Origin of the sequence: Amazonocrinis nigriterrae CENA67, from assembly GCF_016056305.1 — a bacterium.
Taxonomy (GTDB): Bacteria; Cyanobacteriota; Cyanobacteriia; order Cyanobacteriales; family Nostocaceae; genus Amazonocrinis; species Amazonocrinis nigriterrae.
Genome location: NZ_JAECZC010000076.1, coordinates 1 through 15,542, shown reverse-complemented (window position 1 = coordinate 15,542; position 15,542 = coordinate 1). Strand labels below are relative to the sequence as shown.

The 15,542-nt window shown below is 39.6% G+C and carries 29 protein-coding genes; 12 read left to right on the top strand and 17 right to left on the bottom strand.

The features are described 5' to 3' along the window. Positions 1 to 154 precede the first annotated feature (154 nt). The 3 genes from psb34 to I8748_RS27585 are packed head-to-tail and all read left to right on the top strand — an operon-like array spanning position 155 to position 1,066. On the top strand, positions 155 to 325 hold the full coding sequence (gene psb34, locus I8748_RS27595; RefSeq protein ID WP_198127709.1) for a photosystem II assembly protein Psb34: 171 nt from the start codon (positions 155 to 157) through the stop codon (positions 323 to 325). Positions 326 to 339: 14 nt separating this feature from the next. Next, complete coding sequence (locus tag I8748_RS27590; RefSeq protein ID WP_198127708.1) at positions 340 to 495, top strand: hypothetical protein; 156 nt, start codon at positions 340 to 342, stop codon at positions 493 to 495. Positions 496 to 544: 49 nt separating this feature from the next. After that, positions 545 to 1,066: a hypothetical protein gene (locus tag I8748_RS27585; RefSeq protein ID WP_198127707.1), complete on the top strand. Its 522-nt coding sequence runs from the start codon at positions 545 to 547 to the stop codon at positions 1,064 to 1,066. A gap of 12 nt (positions 1,067 to 1,078) precedes the next feature. On the opposite strand, the gene I8748_RS27580 is transcribed toward I8748_RS27585, so the two are convergent. The 13 genes from I8748_RS27580 to I8748_RS27525 form a co-directional block, all read right to left on the bottom strand. Further along, entirely contained in the window at positions 1,079 to 2,041 is a 963-nt protein-coding gene (locus I8748_RS27580) for a tyrosine-type recombinase/integrase (protein ID WP_198127706.1), read from the bottom strand. A 242-nt stretch (positions 2,042 to 2,283) separates the two neighbouring features. Next, positions 2,284 to 2,559 carry a hypothetical protein gene (locus tag I8748_RS27575; protein ID WP_198127705.1) on the bottom strand — a complete coding sequence of 92 codons (276 nt, stop codon included), beginning with the start codon at positions 2,557 to 2,559 and terminating at the stop codon, positions 2,284 to 2,286. A 90-nt stretch (positions 2,560 to 2,649) separates the two neighbouring features. Then, a complete protein-coding gene (locus tag I8748_RS27570; protein ID WP_198127704.1) occupies positions 2,650 to 3,045 on the bottom strand; it encodes a hypothetical protein in 396 nt (131 codons plus the stop codon). 38 nt (positions 3,046 to 3,083) lie between these two features. Beyond that, positions 3,084 to 3,206, bottom strand: coding sequence for a hypothetical protein (locus I8748_RS35865; protein ID WP_263976847.1), 123 nt, complete (start codon positions 3,204 to 3,206; stop codon positions 3,084 to 3,086). Between the two features lie 47 nt (positions 3,207 to 3,253). Continuing rightward, entirely contained in the window at positions 3,254 to 3,463 is a 210-nt protein-coding gene (locus tag I8748_RS27565) for a hypothetical protein (RefSeq protein WP_198127703.1), read from the bottom strand. A 47-nt stretch (positions 3,464 to 3,510) separates the two neighbouring features. Further along, a complete protein-coding gene (locus tag I8748_RS27560; RefSeq protein ID WP_214662781.1) occupies positions 3,511 to 3,843 on the bottom strand; it encodes a hypothetical protein in 333 nt (110 codons plus the stop codon). Between the two features lie 160 nt (positions 3,844 to 4,003). Beyond that, positions 4,004 to 4,147, bottom strand: a complete 144-nt coding sequence (locus I8748_RS27555) for a hypothetical protein (RefSeq protein WP_198127701.1) — start codon at positions 4,145 to 4,147, stop codon at positions 4,004 to 4,006. 6 nt (positions 4,148 to 4,153) lie between these two features. After that, complete coding sequence (locus I8748_RS27550; RefSeq protein ID WP_198127700.1) at positions 4,154 to 5,773, bottom strand: ATP-binding protein; 1,620 nt, start codon at positions 5,771 to 5,773, stop codon at positions 4,154 to 4,156. Between the two features lie 4 nt (positions 5,774 to 5,777). Then, positions 5,778 to 6,353 carry a hypothetical protein gene (locus tag I8748_RS27545; RefSeq protein WP_198127699.1) on the bottom strand — a complete coding sequence of 192 codons (576 nt, stop codon included), beginning with the start codon at positions 6,351 to 6,353 and terminating at the stop codon, positions 5,778 to 5,780. 55 nt (positions 6,354 to 6,408) lie between these two features. Continuing rightward, complete coding sequence (locus tag I8748_RS27540; protein WP_198127698.1) at positions 6,409 to 7,065, bottom strand: hypothetical protein; 657 nt, start codon at positions 7,063 to 7,065, stop codon at positions 6,409 to 6,411. 180 nt (positions 7,066 to 7,245) lie between these two features. Beyond that, the gene (locus tag I8748_RS27535) at positions 7,246 to 7,914 is read right to left on the bottom strand and encodes a hypothetical protein (RefSeq protein WP_198127697.1); all 669 of its coding nucleotides are present in this window, start codon (positions 7,912 to 7,914) and stop codon (positions 7,246 to 7,248) included. Beyond that, positions 7,907 to 8,362 carry a hypothetical protein gene (locus tag I8748_RS27530; RefSeq protein WP_198127696.1) on the bottom strand — a complete coding sequence of 152 codons (456 nt, stop codon included), beginning with the start codon at positions 8,360 to 8,362 and terminating at the stop codon, positions 7,907 to 7,909. The genes I8748_RS27535 and I8748_RS27530 overlap by 8 nt, the downstream gene beginning before the upstream one ends. 253 nt (positions 8,363 to 8,615) lie before the next feature. Next, the gene (locus I8748_RS27525) at positions 8,616 to 8,834 is read right to left on the bottom strand and encodes a helix-turn-helix domain-containing protein (RefSeq protein ID WP_198127695.1); all 219 of its coding nucleotides are present in this window, start codon (positions 8,832 to 8,834) and stop codon (positions 8,616 to 8,618) included. A gap of 156 nt (positions 8,835 to 8,990) precedes the next feature. On the opposite strand from I8748_RS27525, the gene I8748_RS27520 reads away from it, so the two are divergent. The 5 genes from I8748_RS27520 to I8748_RS27505 all read left to right on the top strand — a co-directional run bounded on the left by I8748_RS27520 (position 8,991) and on the right by I8748_RS27505 (position 10,581). Continuing rightward, on the top strand, positions 8,991 to 9,494 hold the full coding sequence (locus I8748_RS27520; protein WP_198127694.1) for a transposase: 504 nt from the start codon (positions 8,991 to 8,993) through the stop codon (positions 9,492 to 9,494). A gap of 15 nt (positions 9,495 to 9,509) precedes the next feature. Further along, positions 9,510 to 9,842: a hypothetical protein gene (locus I8748_RS27515; RefSeq protein ID WP_198127693.1), complete on the top strand. Its 333-nt coding sequence runs from the start codon at positions 9,510 to 9,512 to the stop codon at positions 9,840 to 9,842. Positions 9,843 to 9,895: 53 nt separating this feature from the next. Continuing rightward, positions 9,896 to 10,105, top strand: a complete 210-nt coding sequence (locus I8748_RS34740) for a hypothetical protein (protein ID WP_214662780.1) — start codon at positions 9,896 to 9,898, stop codon at positions 10,103 to 10,105. Positions 10,106 to 10,174: 69 nt separating this feature from the next. Then, positions 10,175 to 10,381, top strand: a complete 207-nt coding sequence (locus tag I8748_RS27510) for a hypothetical protein (protein WP_198127692.1) — start codon at positions 10,175 to 10,177, stop codon at positions 10,379 to 10,381. 29 nt (positions 10,382 to 10,410) lie between these two features. Further along, positions 10,411 to 10,581 (top strand): hypothetical protein, encoded by a 171-nt coding sequence (locus I8748_RS27505; protein WP_198127691.1) that lies wholly within the window; start codon positions 10,411 to 10,413, stop codon positions 10,579 to 10,581. A 59-nt stretch (positions 10,582 to 10,640) separates the two neighbouring features. Here the strand turns inward: I8748_RS27505 and I8748_RS27500 are convergent, their stop codons facing one another. From I8748_RS27500 to I8748_RS27490, 3 genes are all read right to left on the bottom strand, one after another. Next, a complete protein-coding gene (locus I8748_RS27500; protein ID WP_198127690.1) occupies positions 10,641 to 10,994 on the bottom strand; it encodes a hypothetical protein in 354 nt (117 codons plus the stop codon). 141 nt (positions 10,995 to 11,135) lie between these two features. Then, a complete protein-coding gene (locus I8748_RS27495) occupies positions 11,136 to 11,402 on the bottom strand; it encodes a hypothetical protein (protein WP_198127689.1) in 267 nt (88 codons plus the stop codon). An 11-nt stretch (positions 11,403 to 11,413) separates the two neighbouring features. After that, positions 11,414 to 11,683, bottom strand: a complete 270-nt coding sequence (locus I8748_RS27490) for a DUF6364 family protein (RefSeq protein WP_198127688.1) — start codon at positions 11,681 to 11,683, stop codon at positions 11,414 to 11,416. 414 nt (positions 11,684 to 12,097) lie between these two features. Between I8748_RS27490 and I8748_RS27485 the strand changes: the two genes are divergently transcribed. Then, entirely contained in the window at positions 12,098 to 12,427 is a 330-nt protein-coding gene (locus tag I8748_RS27485; protein WP_198127687.1) for a hypothetical protein, read from the top strand. 768 nt (positions 12,428 to 13,195) lie between these two features. Here the strand turns inward: I8748_RS27485 and I8748_RS27480 are convergent. Beyond that, entirely contained in the window at positions 13,196 to 13,633 is a 438-nt protein-coding gene (locus tag I8748_RS27480) for a GIY-YIG nuclease family protein (RefSeq protein WP_198127686.1), read from the bottom strand. Between the two features lie 90 nt (positions 13,634 to 13,723). Here I8748_RS27480 and I8748_RS27475 point away from each other — a divergent pair, with 90 nt between their 5' ends. The 3 genes from I8748_RS27475 (at position 13,724) to I8748_RS27465 (ending at position 15,514) form a co-directional block, all read left to right on the top strand. Beyond that, a complete protein-coding gene (locus tag I8748_RS27475; protein ID WP_198127685.1) occupies positions 13,724 to 14,443 on the top strand; it encodes a ParA family protein in 720 nt (239 codons plus the stop codon). A 40-nt stretch (positions 14,444 to 14,483) separates the two neighbouring features. Next, positions 14,484 to 14,840 carry a hypothetical protein gene (locus tag I8748_RS27470; protein WP_198127684.1) on the top strand — a complete coding sequence of 119 codons (357 nt, stop codon included), beginning with the start codon at positions 14,484 to 14,486 and terminating at the stop codon, positions 14,838 to 14,840. A gap of 71 nt (positions 14,841 to 14,911) precedes the next feature. Continuing rightward, complete coding sequence (locus I8748_RS27465; protein WP_198127683.1) at positions 14,912 to 15,514, top strand: DnaJ domain-containing protein; 603 nt, start codon at positions 14,912 to 14,914, stop codon at positions 15,512 to 15,514. The last annotated feature ends 28 nt before the right edge of the window (positions 15,515 to 15,542 follow it).

The following is a 15,542-nucleotide window of genomic DNA, read 5'->3' as shown; positions in this document are numbered from 1 at the left end:
AACCCCAGAGGGGGCCCCGAAGCCCCCCATCTCCCCAATTTCTGATAAGCGATTTTTATTACCGCTATCAGCCTTTTTATGTCAAGTCCTGTTGACCAATTGTAACAATCTTGTTATATTACTTTACATAAAGAAACAAATAAGGAAAAAAACTATGTACACCACAGTTAACGAAGACGGCGTTCTCAACAACTACGCAACCGAACCCAAGATGTACTATGCTCAGTACCCTGCAATTTGGGAGCAACGCAAATATGTTTTACAAGGTGTGTTCGCTACATTGCTTGTCACCACTCTAGTTTTAGTTGGTATCACCGTTAGCTAAGATTTTTTCCAGCATTGGTATCTCCCATCGACAGAAAAGATTTATCACCCTCGGTAGTTAACGCCGGGGTTTTTTGTTTGGCTCATCACAATGCACCTGCACCATCGCTCAAATTTCCTCTCTACGAGACGCGCTTACGCGAACGCTTGAAAAAGAGCGATCGCAACTGAATACAAGCGCGGTAAACTGTCTACACCAGGGTATATAAGCAGGTGTAGAATGGCAAAGATTGAACGCGAATCAATCAACTTCAAATTGCCCAAACCTTTGGTAGAAGCGCTCAAAGCCGCAGCCAAAGAACGCAACACCACCGCTACTGATTTAGTTATTCAAGGACTCCATCACGTCCTGGGTGATGTGGATGGTGTAGAAACTGATGTAGAAACTCGTCTACACCAAATAGAAAGCAGTTTAGAGGCAAAGTTTGAAGCGAAATTAGAAGCTTTAAATACCAGGCTTGCTCAACTAGAAGGGGCAATGATGATGCTGCAACGCAACCAAAACACTCGACAAAAGCCCAGGTCTGCATATTCCAATTACCATTCAGGGCAAAGTCCGCAACTCAAGCCCTTAAGCGAAAAAGATTTGGCTTGGCGGTTTGGTACTACCGCCGCCAATCTGCGCGAAAAGCGAGAAAACCTTAAAACCCAAGATTTTCAGAGGTGGTGCGAAGACCGCGACCCTAGTAGGGTTCGTTGGCAGTATAACGAAAAAGATGGGCTTTACCATCCTGTGAAATAACCCCTTTTTCCTCTAAGAAACTGCTCTTACCCGTTCTAAGACTTGTAGTACAGCACCAGCGCGACGTTTCCTTTCTTCTCCTCGTCGGTCATATCGTATAGCTTGGGCTGGGGTTGCATGGCCAAGCATCATCTGTACAGTGGGGATATCCACGTCAGCATCTATTAAGTCTGATGCAAATGTGCGCCTAAAATCGTGCGGTGAGAACGATTCCACATTAGCCTGTTCACCCCGTCTCTGCAAAATAAATAAAACTGCCTGGGGTGTGAGGCGTTGCTGAACGACACGACCAGACTTATTAACCTGACATAGCAGTGGGCCAGCTGCTTTGTTTCTAATTTCAATCCATTCGTTAACTGATGCAGCCGCACTTGGAGATAAGTAAAGTGTGCGGTCAACACGACCTTTACCACCCCTAACCTTTATTTCCCCATTCTCAGATTTGAAATCCCTTAAATCCAGTTTGATCACCTCAGACCGACGCAGACCGGCACCGCGCAAAATAGCAATCAGAGCAGCGTCACGATATCCGGCAGGGGTGTAATCTTCAAAACAAGCTTTCATCAACGAGTCAATTTCATCTTGACTTAGCGCTCGTCCGCGTAATTCCTTTCTGGCTTTAACGCTGGCAATATCAACGGCCCTGGCGTAGTCGGCGGCTGACATCAACTCTAACCGCAGCGCTTCCTTCAAAACTCTCCTTAAAGCACACAGCACACGGTTGACTGTCGCTGGCTCGTAATTCTTGACCAGTGCGGCACGAACAGCGGCGGTATGTTTGTACCTGAGCGCTGCCCAGTCCAGGGTTAAATAATCTGCTTGCCCATTCGTCAACAGTTCAGCAACTAAATTGAGTGATCGCTTCATCGTTGGCTCAGACCCCGGCGAAAGAGAGCCAAGATACACCAAAGCAGGGTGTTCGGTCAGTGGCGGGGGTGTTGTGAGAATCAGCGACGTGACTGTGTTCTGCGGCATCACTTATCAAAACAGGCATTCTAGGAAACCATGTTTTGCACAGTAATATTTTGATAAGTAATCCACAATCGTGCTGACTGAGGAAGATTCACACTCAGTATTTTCCTCTAAGAAAAAATGGGAACCGTTCTCAAACCAAAAAACCCAGTCGGAATGATTGGGTTTCTGGTGAGTATGCGATCGCTCTGGTGCATCCGCCTACACTAAGATACAAGCAAGGAAAGTAGGAGCGATCGCTTTTTTTAATCCTTATATATTGCAAAATGCTCGTATGCCAACTGGATTACATGCACTGCTTTAGTGTTTGGCTTTGAAATTTTGCCACCAGTTAATTCATGATAAACCTTGGTAGCTTCTTGCATGACTATGTAATAATCGTGCAATTCCCGCTTCACGCTGTCTAAATCAATTTCGCCATTTTCATCACATAGTATATTTTGCCAAAAATCAGCGAAAGTCTGTTCGTAGCTATTTTCAATTGCCATATCAATAGGACGACCTTTAAATGTTAATGTCATTTTCTTAGAGGAAAGTGTAAACAGCGATCGCTCTACCTTATTTTCTTAGAGGAAAGAATCGCGAGATGGATTGGGCTTGTGCGATCGCCATTAATTTACTAGTTTCTGTAACAAGGGATAAAGTTCTGCTGCAATTTGCTCGAACTCTTCACCATCTGGGTAGGGACAACTAATGTCCTCCCCATCTTCATTGCTCCAAGATTTAGTATTGTAATCAAAAGCTAATATCGCTCCTCGCCACCATGCAGATATTGAAAGCTGACCATATCCATAACCAACTGTGAAATCTATTGTTTTATCGCGGTAAAAATCATCAGTTGGATTTGAGCGTTTTTGTGTGACGCATTTCTCTGTATAGTAGCCTTGAAATTCGATATCAACACAGTTACTTCCAATTTTAGAAACTAGCTTAAACCGCCTGTGCGGGTAATATTGTGCAGCAATTTGAGATGCTGCCAATTCTAATTCTAGTGGTAGTGTTTGCATCTTTGTCAAGTACTTGCAGTATTTATAAAGTTCAATACTTAATTTTGATTAACGCTATTTAAATCCTCTGCATAAACTATAAATCCTCGCTTCTCCATCTCTTTAAAACATTCCTCTTCTAATAAACAGAGGGTATCATCTGGTAAGAGTTTCAGCAACATTTTAAGTATTTTTTTCATATTCTTAGAGGAAAGTGTGAACAGCGCAGTTAGTCATTAACTAAAAAGTGATTATTATCTTTACAAAAAATCAATTCACAACCAAACTCAACTACATAAACTTTTGTTAATTGATACTTTTCCGACCTTTCAGTAAATAAGCAAGTAACTGTTTTAACTTCTTCTCTACCAGAATTACAGTACTTAAATGTTCCTGTGATAATTCTGGATTTTGTGGGTTTATCTTCACCTTGCATCATAAATTAATTCCTATTTTCTTAGAGGAAATTGTAGGGATGATCGCTAATTACTTATTATTTTTACCAACGTACCTTGTCCCCTCATACAAGCATGGGCTTTCTTCTTTATATTGATGGGGATATTTGTATGTAGTGCAAATTTCCCCAGATATATTTACATACATTGATCCATCATAAATTGTTTGTCCTGGACAGATAGAAATATGTTCTGCCCAAGTTAAATTTTGAAGATGATAATTACTGGCATAACCCATTTCATGATTATGCTCTGTCGGAATTTTTGATTTTTTCATATGAGGATAACCACAAATAGAGCATATATGATCTGGTTCGTCCACAAAAACGCTATCTCTTTCAATATTGCAAATAAAACAAATCATTATTCAATTCCTCCATACAAAAGTTTGTAACCAATCTTCAGGCGTTCAATAAAATCAGGTGTATTTTGATTATTCCAAAGTGGATTTTGCTTATCTTTAAGCCAATTCTTAGAGGAATGGCACACCTGCTCGTGGCAATCTGAGCAAACTGGAAATACTGTTACACCAATCTCATCATTCCCATATTTAGCATGATGTAATTCTTCTGAATAGTTAACAAGGCAGACACAGCATAAGCCCTTAACGGATTGATGAGCGATCGCACACTGGCGACGATACTCTTTTGAATCTCCGTAACGAGCATCCCAGTTTACAGCCCTAAATATTCCATTAGATCGTTTAACCCGTCGTTGTTTAGTTTGTGACCTGTCAGACTTTCCCACTTTGCTTTTACCTGTGCTGGTGCTGGGTTGCCCCCGACCTTTAACACCCATCGCTTGATTTCCTCATTCCAGTCTGTAGTAGCTGCTGCTGGTTCCCTGATTGACGGCGGTGGCTTTGCCCTGGCGCTGCCGTCGTCAAAATTCTTGCTTTTGGGGTAGTTGTATAAATCAACTTCTACAGGTTCCTTATCCCCTATTCCCTTCATCCTAAGCAGGCCCTTACCGCTGCTGATTGCCTCACCATCCGGCCCAGCTTTGGCTATGCAGTCAACTCTAGGAGAGTTGTCAATCAGCTTTGAGAATCCTTGTAACTTACTGGCGATGCTGGTTTGGTTGTCAGAGTGGGCAGTCAAGCAAACTGTATAACCCCATTTCCGAATATTTGTTAGAGATTGCTTGAGGAAATTAGCCCATAGGTCAGGGTCAACACCATGAACTTCATAAGTATTTGACTCTGCCAAGAAAACTGCAACTTTACCCTCTAAGCCGCTTTTATGCTTGATAAAGTCTAGATAATCGTCCTCATCAATGCCTAAATCTCTGCATTGTTGTTGACGGTCAGCGATCGCATCTGGAAATTCCTTGAAGAATCTGTTTATCTCATCAACATCAGCGAGGACTTGAACACCTGACCAAATATCAGGGTTAGTTTCAGGATTAACAACTACTACGTGCCACCCATCATCTTTGAGTAGCCGTATCATTAACCTTTCTAAAGTAGATTTACCTGAACCTTGCTCACCACTCAAAACTCTAAATGGTAATTTGAGGAGTTTATAAATCCACTGATATTCTGAATCTAATTCCAGCTTGGTTGATTTAGCATTTTTTGAAGTTTTCTTAGTATTACTAGTATCACCATTTAAGATATTATTCTTTTCTTGCTCAGCCTTAGCTTTGGCTAATTCATCCTCAGCAATTTGCTTATTTATCTGACTATCATTTAAATCAAATTGTTTGAGTGTAGAAGTATGAGTACGTTCTTGAATCTCACGCTGTCTTCTGAGTTTATCTTGCACAGCATCTATTGATATTTGGCCAGCATTAACACGCTGGCTATCCCATTTCTGGTTGATAGCAGTAGCTTTAAAATCTCTCTCGTTTCTAGCTGATATAGTTATCAATTTGTAGTAAGTTTTTAAATTTTCTAATTGTTTAAACTTTTTATCATAGTCAATCTGGCATTTATTAGACCATGCTAAATATGCGCTACCAGCCAGGAATGGAGCCAGTAACAGCCAGACTCCACCTGAGTTATCACCTCTATACTCTTGAACAAAAAATGATTCTTCAGACAGTGGAATAGCTGCTTTATACTGCTCAGTTTCCCACACTTCTTTTAACAATCTATGACGATAACGACAGTATTTTAAGTCTAACTTACCCTGTGATTCTCTGGCGTTTGGCTGGTTTCTATTGGCAGTTGTTGGACAGAACTGTACACTTACTTGGTCGAAACTCAATTCACCAATTTGACCTAAATAAAATGCTGATGTTAATGAACTAATCACCCCCAATACTGTAATAATAGGTAAAGTTTTGCTCATAACTTTACTTCTTATTGACACCAATACCAATAAATACCAAAGCTACTAATCCAGCACCAACAACAGCTCCCTTTATCCATTCCTCTTGTTGCTTTTCAGGTAGGCTATTAAATTCTTCCACAGCACTATTTAAAGCATGGTAAGTAGCTTTAGAATCGTTAACCATACCTATAAAATTGCCAATAGATGACCAGACTACAAAAATACTTGCTAATATTCCAAACAGAAATTTAAATAATTTACCCATGCCATCAAGTTCCCATTGTCCATCTTTTCTATTTAAAGTGAACGCATCTAAGCAATCACGATTTACTATCTGATTGACCACTAATGCAACTGCGATCGCAAGATTAATACCACCTGAGCCAAGATTCAAAACCAGCCATTTGCATAGTGAATAACTACTGATACCCCAAAAAAATGTTTCTAATCCTCTAAGAACAGATTCATTTTTAGCAATCTTCTTGTTAGCTTTTTCCTTGTAATCATTAATTTCTTCTATTTGGTCAGGAGTAAAGCTGTCATCTTGCTCAATTGGGTAATTTTGAGATGCTGATTCATCATCTGTATAAGGAATCATAATATATCAATAAAATACTATCAGCCCCCTTGCCGCGTAGGGGGCTTTCTACTACTTAGCTGAATAAATCACGGATATTTTGCCACATCCGGCTGAGTGGGTTAGTAATATAGTGCTTCCGAGGAATTAAGCTTAAATCGCTATCGCTGCCATGTTCTAGAATGTGCTGAATTTTTTTATTCTCGTAGTCTTGATCAGCTTTCAATTGAGCTACATAAGGCTTGTTAGATATATTCTCCATTTGCACCTTATAGTCAATTTCTTTCATTTGGCTATCAACCCAAGCCTGTAGTTCGATAGTATCCATTTGGTCAAGATGCCTGTTCTCTTCAGCCTCTAAAGAAGTAAACAGGCGCTCTTTATATTCCTCTAGTAAGTTATTGAATCTAGTATTTTCTAGAGTTAGGTCTGAAGCCGCTTTATCAATTGCTAATGCTCCTTTGCCACCTTCTTTGTAAAGTTCAGAGAGAGCTTGATTATACTGAGTGTTACCTTGAATATAGTTTTTAAGGTGGTCTTTAATAGTAGGTAACGTCATTTGCAAACGTTCACCTAATTTACCCATATCTGCGATTTGGGTAAGAGATTTTTCATCACCTAAAGCAGCCTTAACAATTAGTTGATTAGAAATATCAAATTTATTTCTAGTAGCACGGCTTACATCTTTACCATAGCCTGTTACATGGTCTTTGATATATTTAGCTTTGACCATTAGCATTTCTCCGCTGGAATAGATAAAGGACAATAGTCAATCATTTTTTTTTCTCTCAGCCGTTCCTCAACTTTTGAAGGTAGATAATAATTTTGATAGGCTTGAGAAATTCCTGAAAGGGTAAATAATAAGGATGTTAGCGCGATTATTGCAAAGAATAATCGCGCTAAACCATCACTTTTATGTGAAGCGAAACCGCGCCATTATAGTAGTCTGTGAGTTTTTGAGGTTGTTTCTAATTGCTGTAGTGTCGGTTTGAATTGCTTTTACATTATCTGCAAAGTTAGAAACCTTTTGATTTAACTGATTAGTACGTGCATTTAAGTATTCTCTAACTTCAGTGGTGCTACTTTCTAAATCATTCTCGATAGTATCGAATTTGTGAGCAATGTAGCCTTTAATAGCATTAGTGACACTGCTTATAAATGCTGAGTAATCAGCAAAGACATTATCAATACTATCAGCTACAGCTATTGTCTCTTCTTCAGTTAGACTAAACCCTAATGCTGATGATTGGCTACTAACTAAGGCTTGCTTATCAGCACCAGAAACAATTATTTGATTACTTTCTGGAGATGCTTTAGCTTCAGGTTTGCTGCTGGGTACTTCTGCTTTATCACTAGAAACAGCATCAAAATATTCTTGATTAACAGTTGATAATTCCCCTTTAGTAAAATAGCTGATAGCCTGTTCAAATTGCTCATCAGTAATATTGTTTACATCAAATTCTTGAGATTCAAAATAATCCTTAATCTCAGAAGGTGTAGGCGCGTATGATATCAAACCAGTGGCTTTACGTTTATATAGAGTATTGTAAACTCTTCTTAATCCAGAAGGTAATTTAGACATTTTTATTTCTCCTCGTATTAATGAATTTCCAAATTACAGCCCGATAAATAACTACAAATATCACCTCACTAGGATAGTTCTTAGATTTGCTATACCTAGAGCCAGCTTGTTGGAACCATCGGTAAATAGTTGAAATATCTGGCCTAATATCTTGATTAATTAGCAATCTGATAAATTCTTCACCAATTATAAAATTAGGAACTGAATTTCTAGCATTATCAACTGCTGCAAGTATTGCCCTAAATTCTAGTGGTGTTAATGATAATTTAGGGTAACTTTTCCTTAATGTTGCATACTCATGTAGATTATTTGCAGTAAGCTCTAACTCAGATTCTAAGAGGAATTTTTTCAGCGATCGCCATGTAGTATCCCCAATGCGATCGCCCAAATAAGCCTCGTAAATCTCCCTTAATTGTCTATCTACTGGTTTTTGTAGTGTACATACCATTGCATCAAAGATTTGCAAATTTTTGCAGTAAAATTGATATCTTTTAGCACCAAAATGATTAATGTTTCACGCATTAAACTAGGTTTTTGCGGTAAAACCGCTATTTATTAAGCTTGATGAATGCTGCCAAGAATCAGCATTTTTCCTCTTGATGCAAGAGTTTTAATCACCAAGTTTTGGTGCAAAAACTATCTGACCTAATTAAAAACCCCCTAACCAGTAGGGGGCAATGATTAAAATCAATTGGTCTTAACTAGAAAACTATTGGTGGGGGTGGCTCAATCCCTGCGTCCTTCAGTGTCTGTAGAAGCTGCACAACCCTTACTGCCAATTCTCTGGGTGTAGCCTTATTGGTGTTCCACTGGGAGACAACTCTAGGAGATGTCCCTAGTGCGATCGCAGCTTCTTGCTGTGTTGGGTAAGATGCGATCGCATTCAATACATATTCACGTTTTTGTTCATCAGCACTCATAATAGTTTTGCTCCTGTAGCCGAATCCTACGGTGGGCGATAAGTCCCCGACGTGCCAGCGACGGGGCTTATTTATTAACTTTACTGTACCAAAATACTAAAAATAATAAACTATATACTAAATTAAATAAAAACCCCTTGCGAAACACAACTATTAATGGCTCAACAATTTGCACTAGGCTACTACTACGTCAGTCCTGAAGACGACGAAAGAATGACAACTTTCGGTGAGGTTTCGGGAGACTCATTAAACACACTTGTTACCCAATACATCAGGGGATGGATTGGGCGAAAGCGTGATTATTACTTGAACTTGGCAAAGTTAGATGCCCAGGCCAGAGAGCTAACCTCTGAACAATGGGTAGACATCATGCTGGGTGAGGGAACTAAAGGACTACCACCTTATAAGCATCAAATTACAGTTGAGGGAAACCCACTCAGAGATGTTGCACTGATACCAGTTGAGGAAATGGTAAAGCGGCAACTTAATTATGTTGTTCTGGCTGAACAAAATATATGCCTGTTGCGGATAGCTGTACTTTATGACGGTGACAGCACAGTTAGGTATGTAAGCCGTGTCATAAAAGAGCATTTGCAACGGAACTGGGAAACTTTGTACTTACCTCAAGTGCAAGCAAATCAAACTAAAGTCTGGTTTTAACAGGAGTAAATAACAATGGTACAAGCACTATCTACAGAACTAACACTAGACCGAGTAAACCAAGCGGTTAACGCAATCCTTGATGTCTTGGGAACTCCCGAAAATGATTTACACGCCGAAGCTTTATCTGCGTTTCGCAGTGGTGATTATCAAACTGTGAAGCGACTGGCCTCAACAAACCTGTCTGACTACTATGTAAAGTCGCTTGGCTACTTGGGTGGTGCGCTGAAATTGACACCTAATACAGACACAATTTTGGCAGAGTCGGCACGGGCGGCGGCTGACTTTGCAAAAGAGAAAGCATTGAAACAGTTAGGGGATGCGATCGCAGCTGCACTAAATTCTTAGAGGATAAAGGGCGATCGCGGTTATGATAGCTGCGATCGCTTTTATTGAAAAGTATGGAATACAGTCAAAACTTGCTCTCGTCAACTGCTCATTTAATTTCTACTATTGAAAATCACCTTAACTGCTCATTTGATGAAGCTTGTGAAATAGTAAAAATAATCTTCTACAAAGCAAATCATGATGAAATTCAGATAGATAATTCTCTATATTTATTACTGCCTGATTTTCTGGAGCAGGTAAGAACGCAAGAGCAAATTTCTTAGAGGATAAATGGCGATCGCTTGGGTGTGGGGTGCGATCGCCTTAACTACAAATACTTTTTTAAAGGAAATATGGCTGATTTAAAAGTTTTCTCAAACAATGGTTTATTAGTTGGATTTAATCAGTTTAATGATACTGATAAGGTAGCAGAGTATAATTTAATTGCTTCTCATGAATCAAAATCTAACAATTCAATTAGTATAACCATCTTGGCAGACGGGTTTACTGTTCTGGTAGATAATAGAACTTTTCGCATAAACCTGCTTGAAATTGCGTAAGATTCTTAGAGAAAAAATTAGAGGATAATATGCCACAACAAGCTCAAACATCAGAAAATTTGCTTAATTCCATTAAACCGCCAAAAATCAGTGATGATTTGTTACCCGTGCTTAAAACCCTGCCAAAAGTCAGTGATGATTTGTTGCTAATTGATACTCTTCAGCCACCGACTGAAAATGCAGATAAGGGCCGTTCTTAGAGGATGAGTTGTTGGAGGTGTAGAAAAGGCGATCGCACCCCCAAACCGCGATCGCCTATTTACTTTAATTTAGACTGTGTTTTTCTTGTCAGCTTGCCATTCTGAAAATTAGCGGTAATTTCAGAGCCATCTTGGTTCCTCCAAATAAAGTTTGTATTTGTAGCAGACTGCTCAGTTTCAACGCCACGGCCTAAAATTGCTTCAACTTCTCCCAAGGACATACCTAATCTCAACCGCTCATATTCAGTGCGGCTAACAGATTCAGTATAGATAACGTCCTGGACTTTAGTTTTTGTAAATAGCTGCTGCTGATTGACATCAAAAATTCCCCGAATTAAACCATAACCAAAACCACAACTGATAGTTATCAAAATGAATCCAAGTAAACGGGAAAGAGATGATTTGAGGTTCATATACTTGGGCTATTGCTGAGTTAATTAATTGAAATTAAAAAACATATATTATTAATCCAAAAGTACCTTATTTTATAAGCATTTGTAAGATTTTAAAGTATCAGAATCACTTAATATATTAAGGTGTTTTGGGATTAAAATCTATTCAGTTATATTTCTCTCAATTCTTCGATAATAATGTGTAAATTTTACGTTTTGACTTTTAGTTTCAAAATTAATTTGAAACTGAGAAGTTTCTTCAAAATTTTCATGTAATTCCTTTTTAGACATACAGCCAGTATGTTTAAATTCAACAGGATTGCGCTTTGCTTTTTTCTCTTCTTTAACTGGCAAATTTTTGTTGAGTACCTTAGTAGATACCAGCCGAAGGCTAAGAGTATTAAGAATAGATGTTATTATTCTTTGCATTTACTCTACTCCTAGCCACGAGATATTTCAATCTTGATTAGTTCAGTGCCACCTGGATACTCAAAATAAATTGCTCCTCCTTTATTTATATGTTCACGAATTAGCTCATCTACTTTGACAGACTGCTCAATTGCTTCACTGAGAGAAATCCCCGTTTCCTTCGCATATTTTTTCAGTTTTTCTAATTCTGGCTTTGAAAGAGAAATTGTAGTTTTTACTACACTTGGACGACTTACTTGGAAACTTTGAATCTTGCTGGATTCTGTTTGCTTTTCTTTCATTGTTAACTCCAGACCTTATATCTGTATTATTTACTAAAGATTCTAGTCTATGTTCTGTCTAAAGAAGCATATTTTTAGATTCTTTAGGTAAGGAGTATGAAAAGATGAATATTCATACCACTAAAAGTATTCTATCTTATCCATTACTAATACATATGCACTACAGGCTGAGTTAATGGTGGTTATGCGATCCTCGTCCTCTAAGAAAAAGGCAATTCAGTGGGTGCGTGGGTGTAGTCCGTTGTAAACATCGCATTATTAGCATTGTTTAATTCCCCAATGTAAAGCGCAACCTCCAGAGGGCTTTTACTCAAGCCGTGGCAGGCTGCGCTTATTGGGGATTGATGCGACTTTTAGTCGTACCAGTAAATCAAATACCCCTGATAGGGATTGAAATGATTCTCTTAGGGGAACATGACAAAAAACCTGCTCATCATTGCTGTGAGCAGGTTTAAATTAGGGCAGCGGCACAACAGGAGGGCGATGCAACGGGATGCGATCGCACCCTTAAGCAGCGATCGCCCTTTTCCCTACTTCAGCCCAGACTGTTCTTTGCTCTTGAGTTTGTTATTCTCAAAAGTAGCGGTGATTTTAGAACCATCTGGATTTTCCCAGACAAAGGATGCCACTGTTGAAGAACGGCTAACCTCAACACCTGGGTTTGAGATAGTTGCTCGTACCTCAGTTAAGGACATTCCTATCCTTAACTGCTCATACTGTGTGCGATTGAAGGAGCGTAGTTGAGTTTGAGTAGATTGCTTAAGCTGATAACTTTGAAGGGCAACTGAAAGCCCATAGGGTAAGCAACCTACTGTTATTGCTATTGCTCCAGTTGAAATAATCATTCTTACATTTATCTTTACCATTAATCGAGCGAGAATATTATTAGATGCTGGATTGGTTTTAACCATTGAAATCACTCCGTGACGTTTTTTGTTGATTGCTGGTTTGGTAGTTTCCGAGGCCGCCAGACCAGCTTTAACTGATGTAACAGGGTGTTACTGGCACTCGTGGCAAAGATAACCACTTGTGTAATGAACTTTGTCAAAGTTGATCATGTGGTGTGAGCGATGGTAGAAAGTAGGCAAGTTGTGTAACCACCTCTTGTATTAGTAAAGCGTCAAGTTAACTGAACTGTTATCCCTTTTGGTCAAACTGGGAAAACCCAATCGCCAAAAGCCTTTCGGAGCTTGACTTTTCAGTTTTTGGCTACGAATTTTAGTCTCTATTAAAAAAGAAAAGCTCAAAGCTTGATGAGATAAAAGTTCCAGTGTTTCGCTACGATTATTGTTTTCCGGAAGTGACAGAACAGGGTTATTCCCAACTTTGAGTAACTAGTCGGCTACACTAAGTTGCCCATGTGCCTATAATTAATAATTCCAACTTTGAGTCTGTAAAAAATTGGCTTGCTATCCCAAATACTGCTATTTGACATAAAATAAGCGGCTAGTTGTTTACTAACCGCTACTACGTTATTTACTTAAATATGGAATTGCTGTATCAATTACTGCATTACTCTTCTACGTCCTGAAATGCTTCATCCAGCAAAAGCCTTATAATCTCAGCTTTTTTCCTACCTGTCTTCGCAGCTAGCACAGACAACTTACGGTGCATCGACTCAGGCAAGTCTACTGTAAGTCGAATAATCCCGCCTGGTAAATGAGTATTGTTGAAAGCAGGGGCAAAATGCTCAATTAATGCAGCTTCAATCTCTGGTAACAGGGTTTCATCATCAACTTGCAACCAAGCCAGCCGGATATTTTGACTTTGAGATTTAAACTGTACTGCTCGGTGATGGCTTTTCCATCGGTTACGTAGATTGCTAGTTCTACCAATGTATAAAATCTCATCATTACTAGAGATAGCAAAATATATTCCTGGGCTGGCTGGTAAGATTTTGCGCTCCTGAAAACTGACAGACGGCAATTCTAAAGGATTTATCTTTAACATCCTATAAATGTATTAACGTATTAGACCTTTATGGTATTTTACATTAATGGTGTTAGGTTATTAAGGTATTAAATATTAAACTCTAAGCAAGTGTTGAAAGTCGCAGTATTCAATTTCAAAGGCGGGACGGGCAAAAGCACCACCACCATAAATCTAGGAACGGCCTTAGCTACTTCCAAGCGCCAGGTGCTACTGATAGATTTAGACGGCCAAAGAACTGCATCATTTGGTTTGGGCATGGACGGCAAGAGTCCAACAACTTTAGACTGGCTGGCTGATAAAAAGTCTGTTACCCCCCTAGCAACTCAAGTAAAACACCTCTCGCTTATTCCTGGCGATATTGGGATGTTTCGCTTAACAGCAAAGGATGATTTATTTACCCCAGCGTTATCTAAATTAACTGGCTTCGATGTCTGTTTGATGGACTGCCCACCTAGCTTAGGGGTGGCATCTGTGCAGGCGATTCTTGCAAGCTCACGCGTTTTAATTCCAACTTTGTGCGAACCAGCAGCTTTAAAAGGATTGTCGGAAGCAGTTGAATTAATTCGAGGTGAAAGGGCAGATATCTCCATTGATGTACTGAGGGTACGTTATAAGCCCCGGTTAGTTCTGACTAAGGAAGCTGATGACTTGTTGATTGAGGCAGCAGCAGATTTAAACTATCGTCTTCTGCATACGACAATTCCAGAAAATATCGCTGTTGCTGAATCTATAGCACAACAAAAATCGGTTATTGAGTACGCTTCTAAGTCTAGTGGTGCTAGAGCTTATCAGTCATTGGCTAAAGAATGCTTGAAGCTATGGAAGTAGTATATTATTAACAGTTAATAGTATAAAGGTCTAATAGTATATGGCAAAAAGCAAGATGGGCGGGATGAAACTCAGCCAGTTTTCTGGTATTGGAAGTAACCAAGCAGAAACAATTGAACCGCCACAGGAATCTACACCTGAACCTGTATCAGTCAAAGAGTCAGCGTCAAAGGAAAAACCTGTTTTCATCAACATCAAAATCAGTCGGGAACAGCATGAATGGCTCAGTGATACCGCCCGTACAGTTAGAGATAACAATACAGAGCCGGTTCCACCCGGCGATCGCGTGTACCCCCAGCACCTAATCGGCGTAGCTGTCGAACTGTTGCAGAATAGTGATGTTGATTGGAGCCAAGTAAAGAACGTAGAAGACTTGAGACAACAGCTTAAACTATAAAGGTCTAATAGTATTAACTGTATATTTTCCTCTAAGAAAATTAGGGCGATACCTTTTTACAAAACTTAATAATGAATGACATTTCAGCCTACCCCCTCACTTGGGCCACCATTTACCCCAGGACTCATAAGCGAGAAGCTGCACAATTTCAAGTTAGTTTCTCAGTTGCCCGTGATGACCTACTCAACGAACTCAGGTTATTAGGTGCAAAGAATGTGATTATTTCTAGTAATGTGCCATTAAGAAAAGACGGCTTACCCTACGCAAATTTCAAGGAACCTGATGATACTGGTGTTGCAGTTTACTTCAGTCTTAAGGATAAATCCTATGCTTTGTGCTGCGATCGCTGGCTCAAAACCAAGGACAACATGAGAGCCATCGGACTGCACATTGCTGCTATGCGCGGAATGGAAAGGTGGGGAGTGGGGAGTGTAGAGCAAGCTTTCGCCGGATACCAAGCGCTACCACCATCTATAGAAAAGAAGTGGTGGCAAATTCTTGGTGTTGATGTTCGCGCTTCTGATGATGAGGTAAAGGCAGCTTACCGAGAATTAGCCAGAAAATATCATCCAGATGGCGGTAATTCTCCTGATTCTGAGAAGATGACAGAAATTAATGCTGCTTATGAGGAGGCAAAGCAGGCTGGTTACAAGTGTGGTCACTATAACTGGTGAGCAGGGGTGCGGGGGTGCAGGGGTGCGG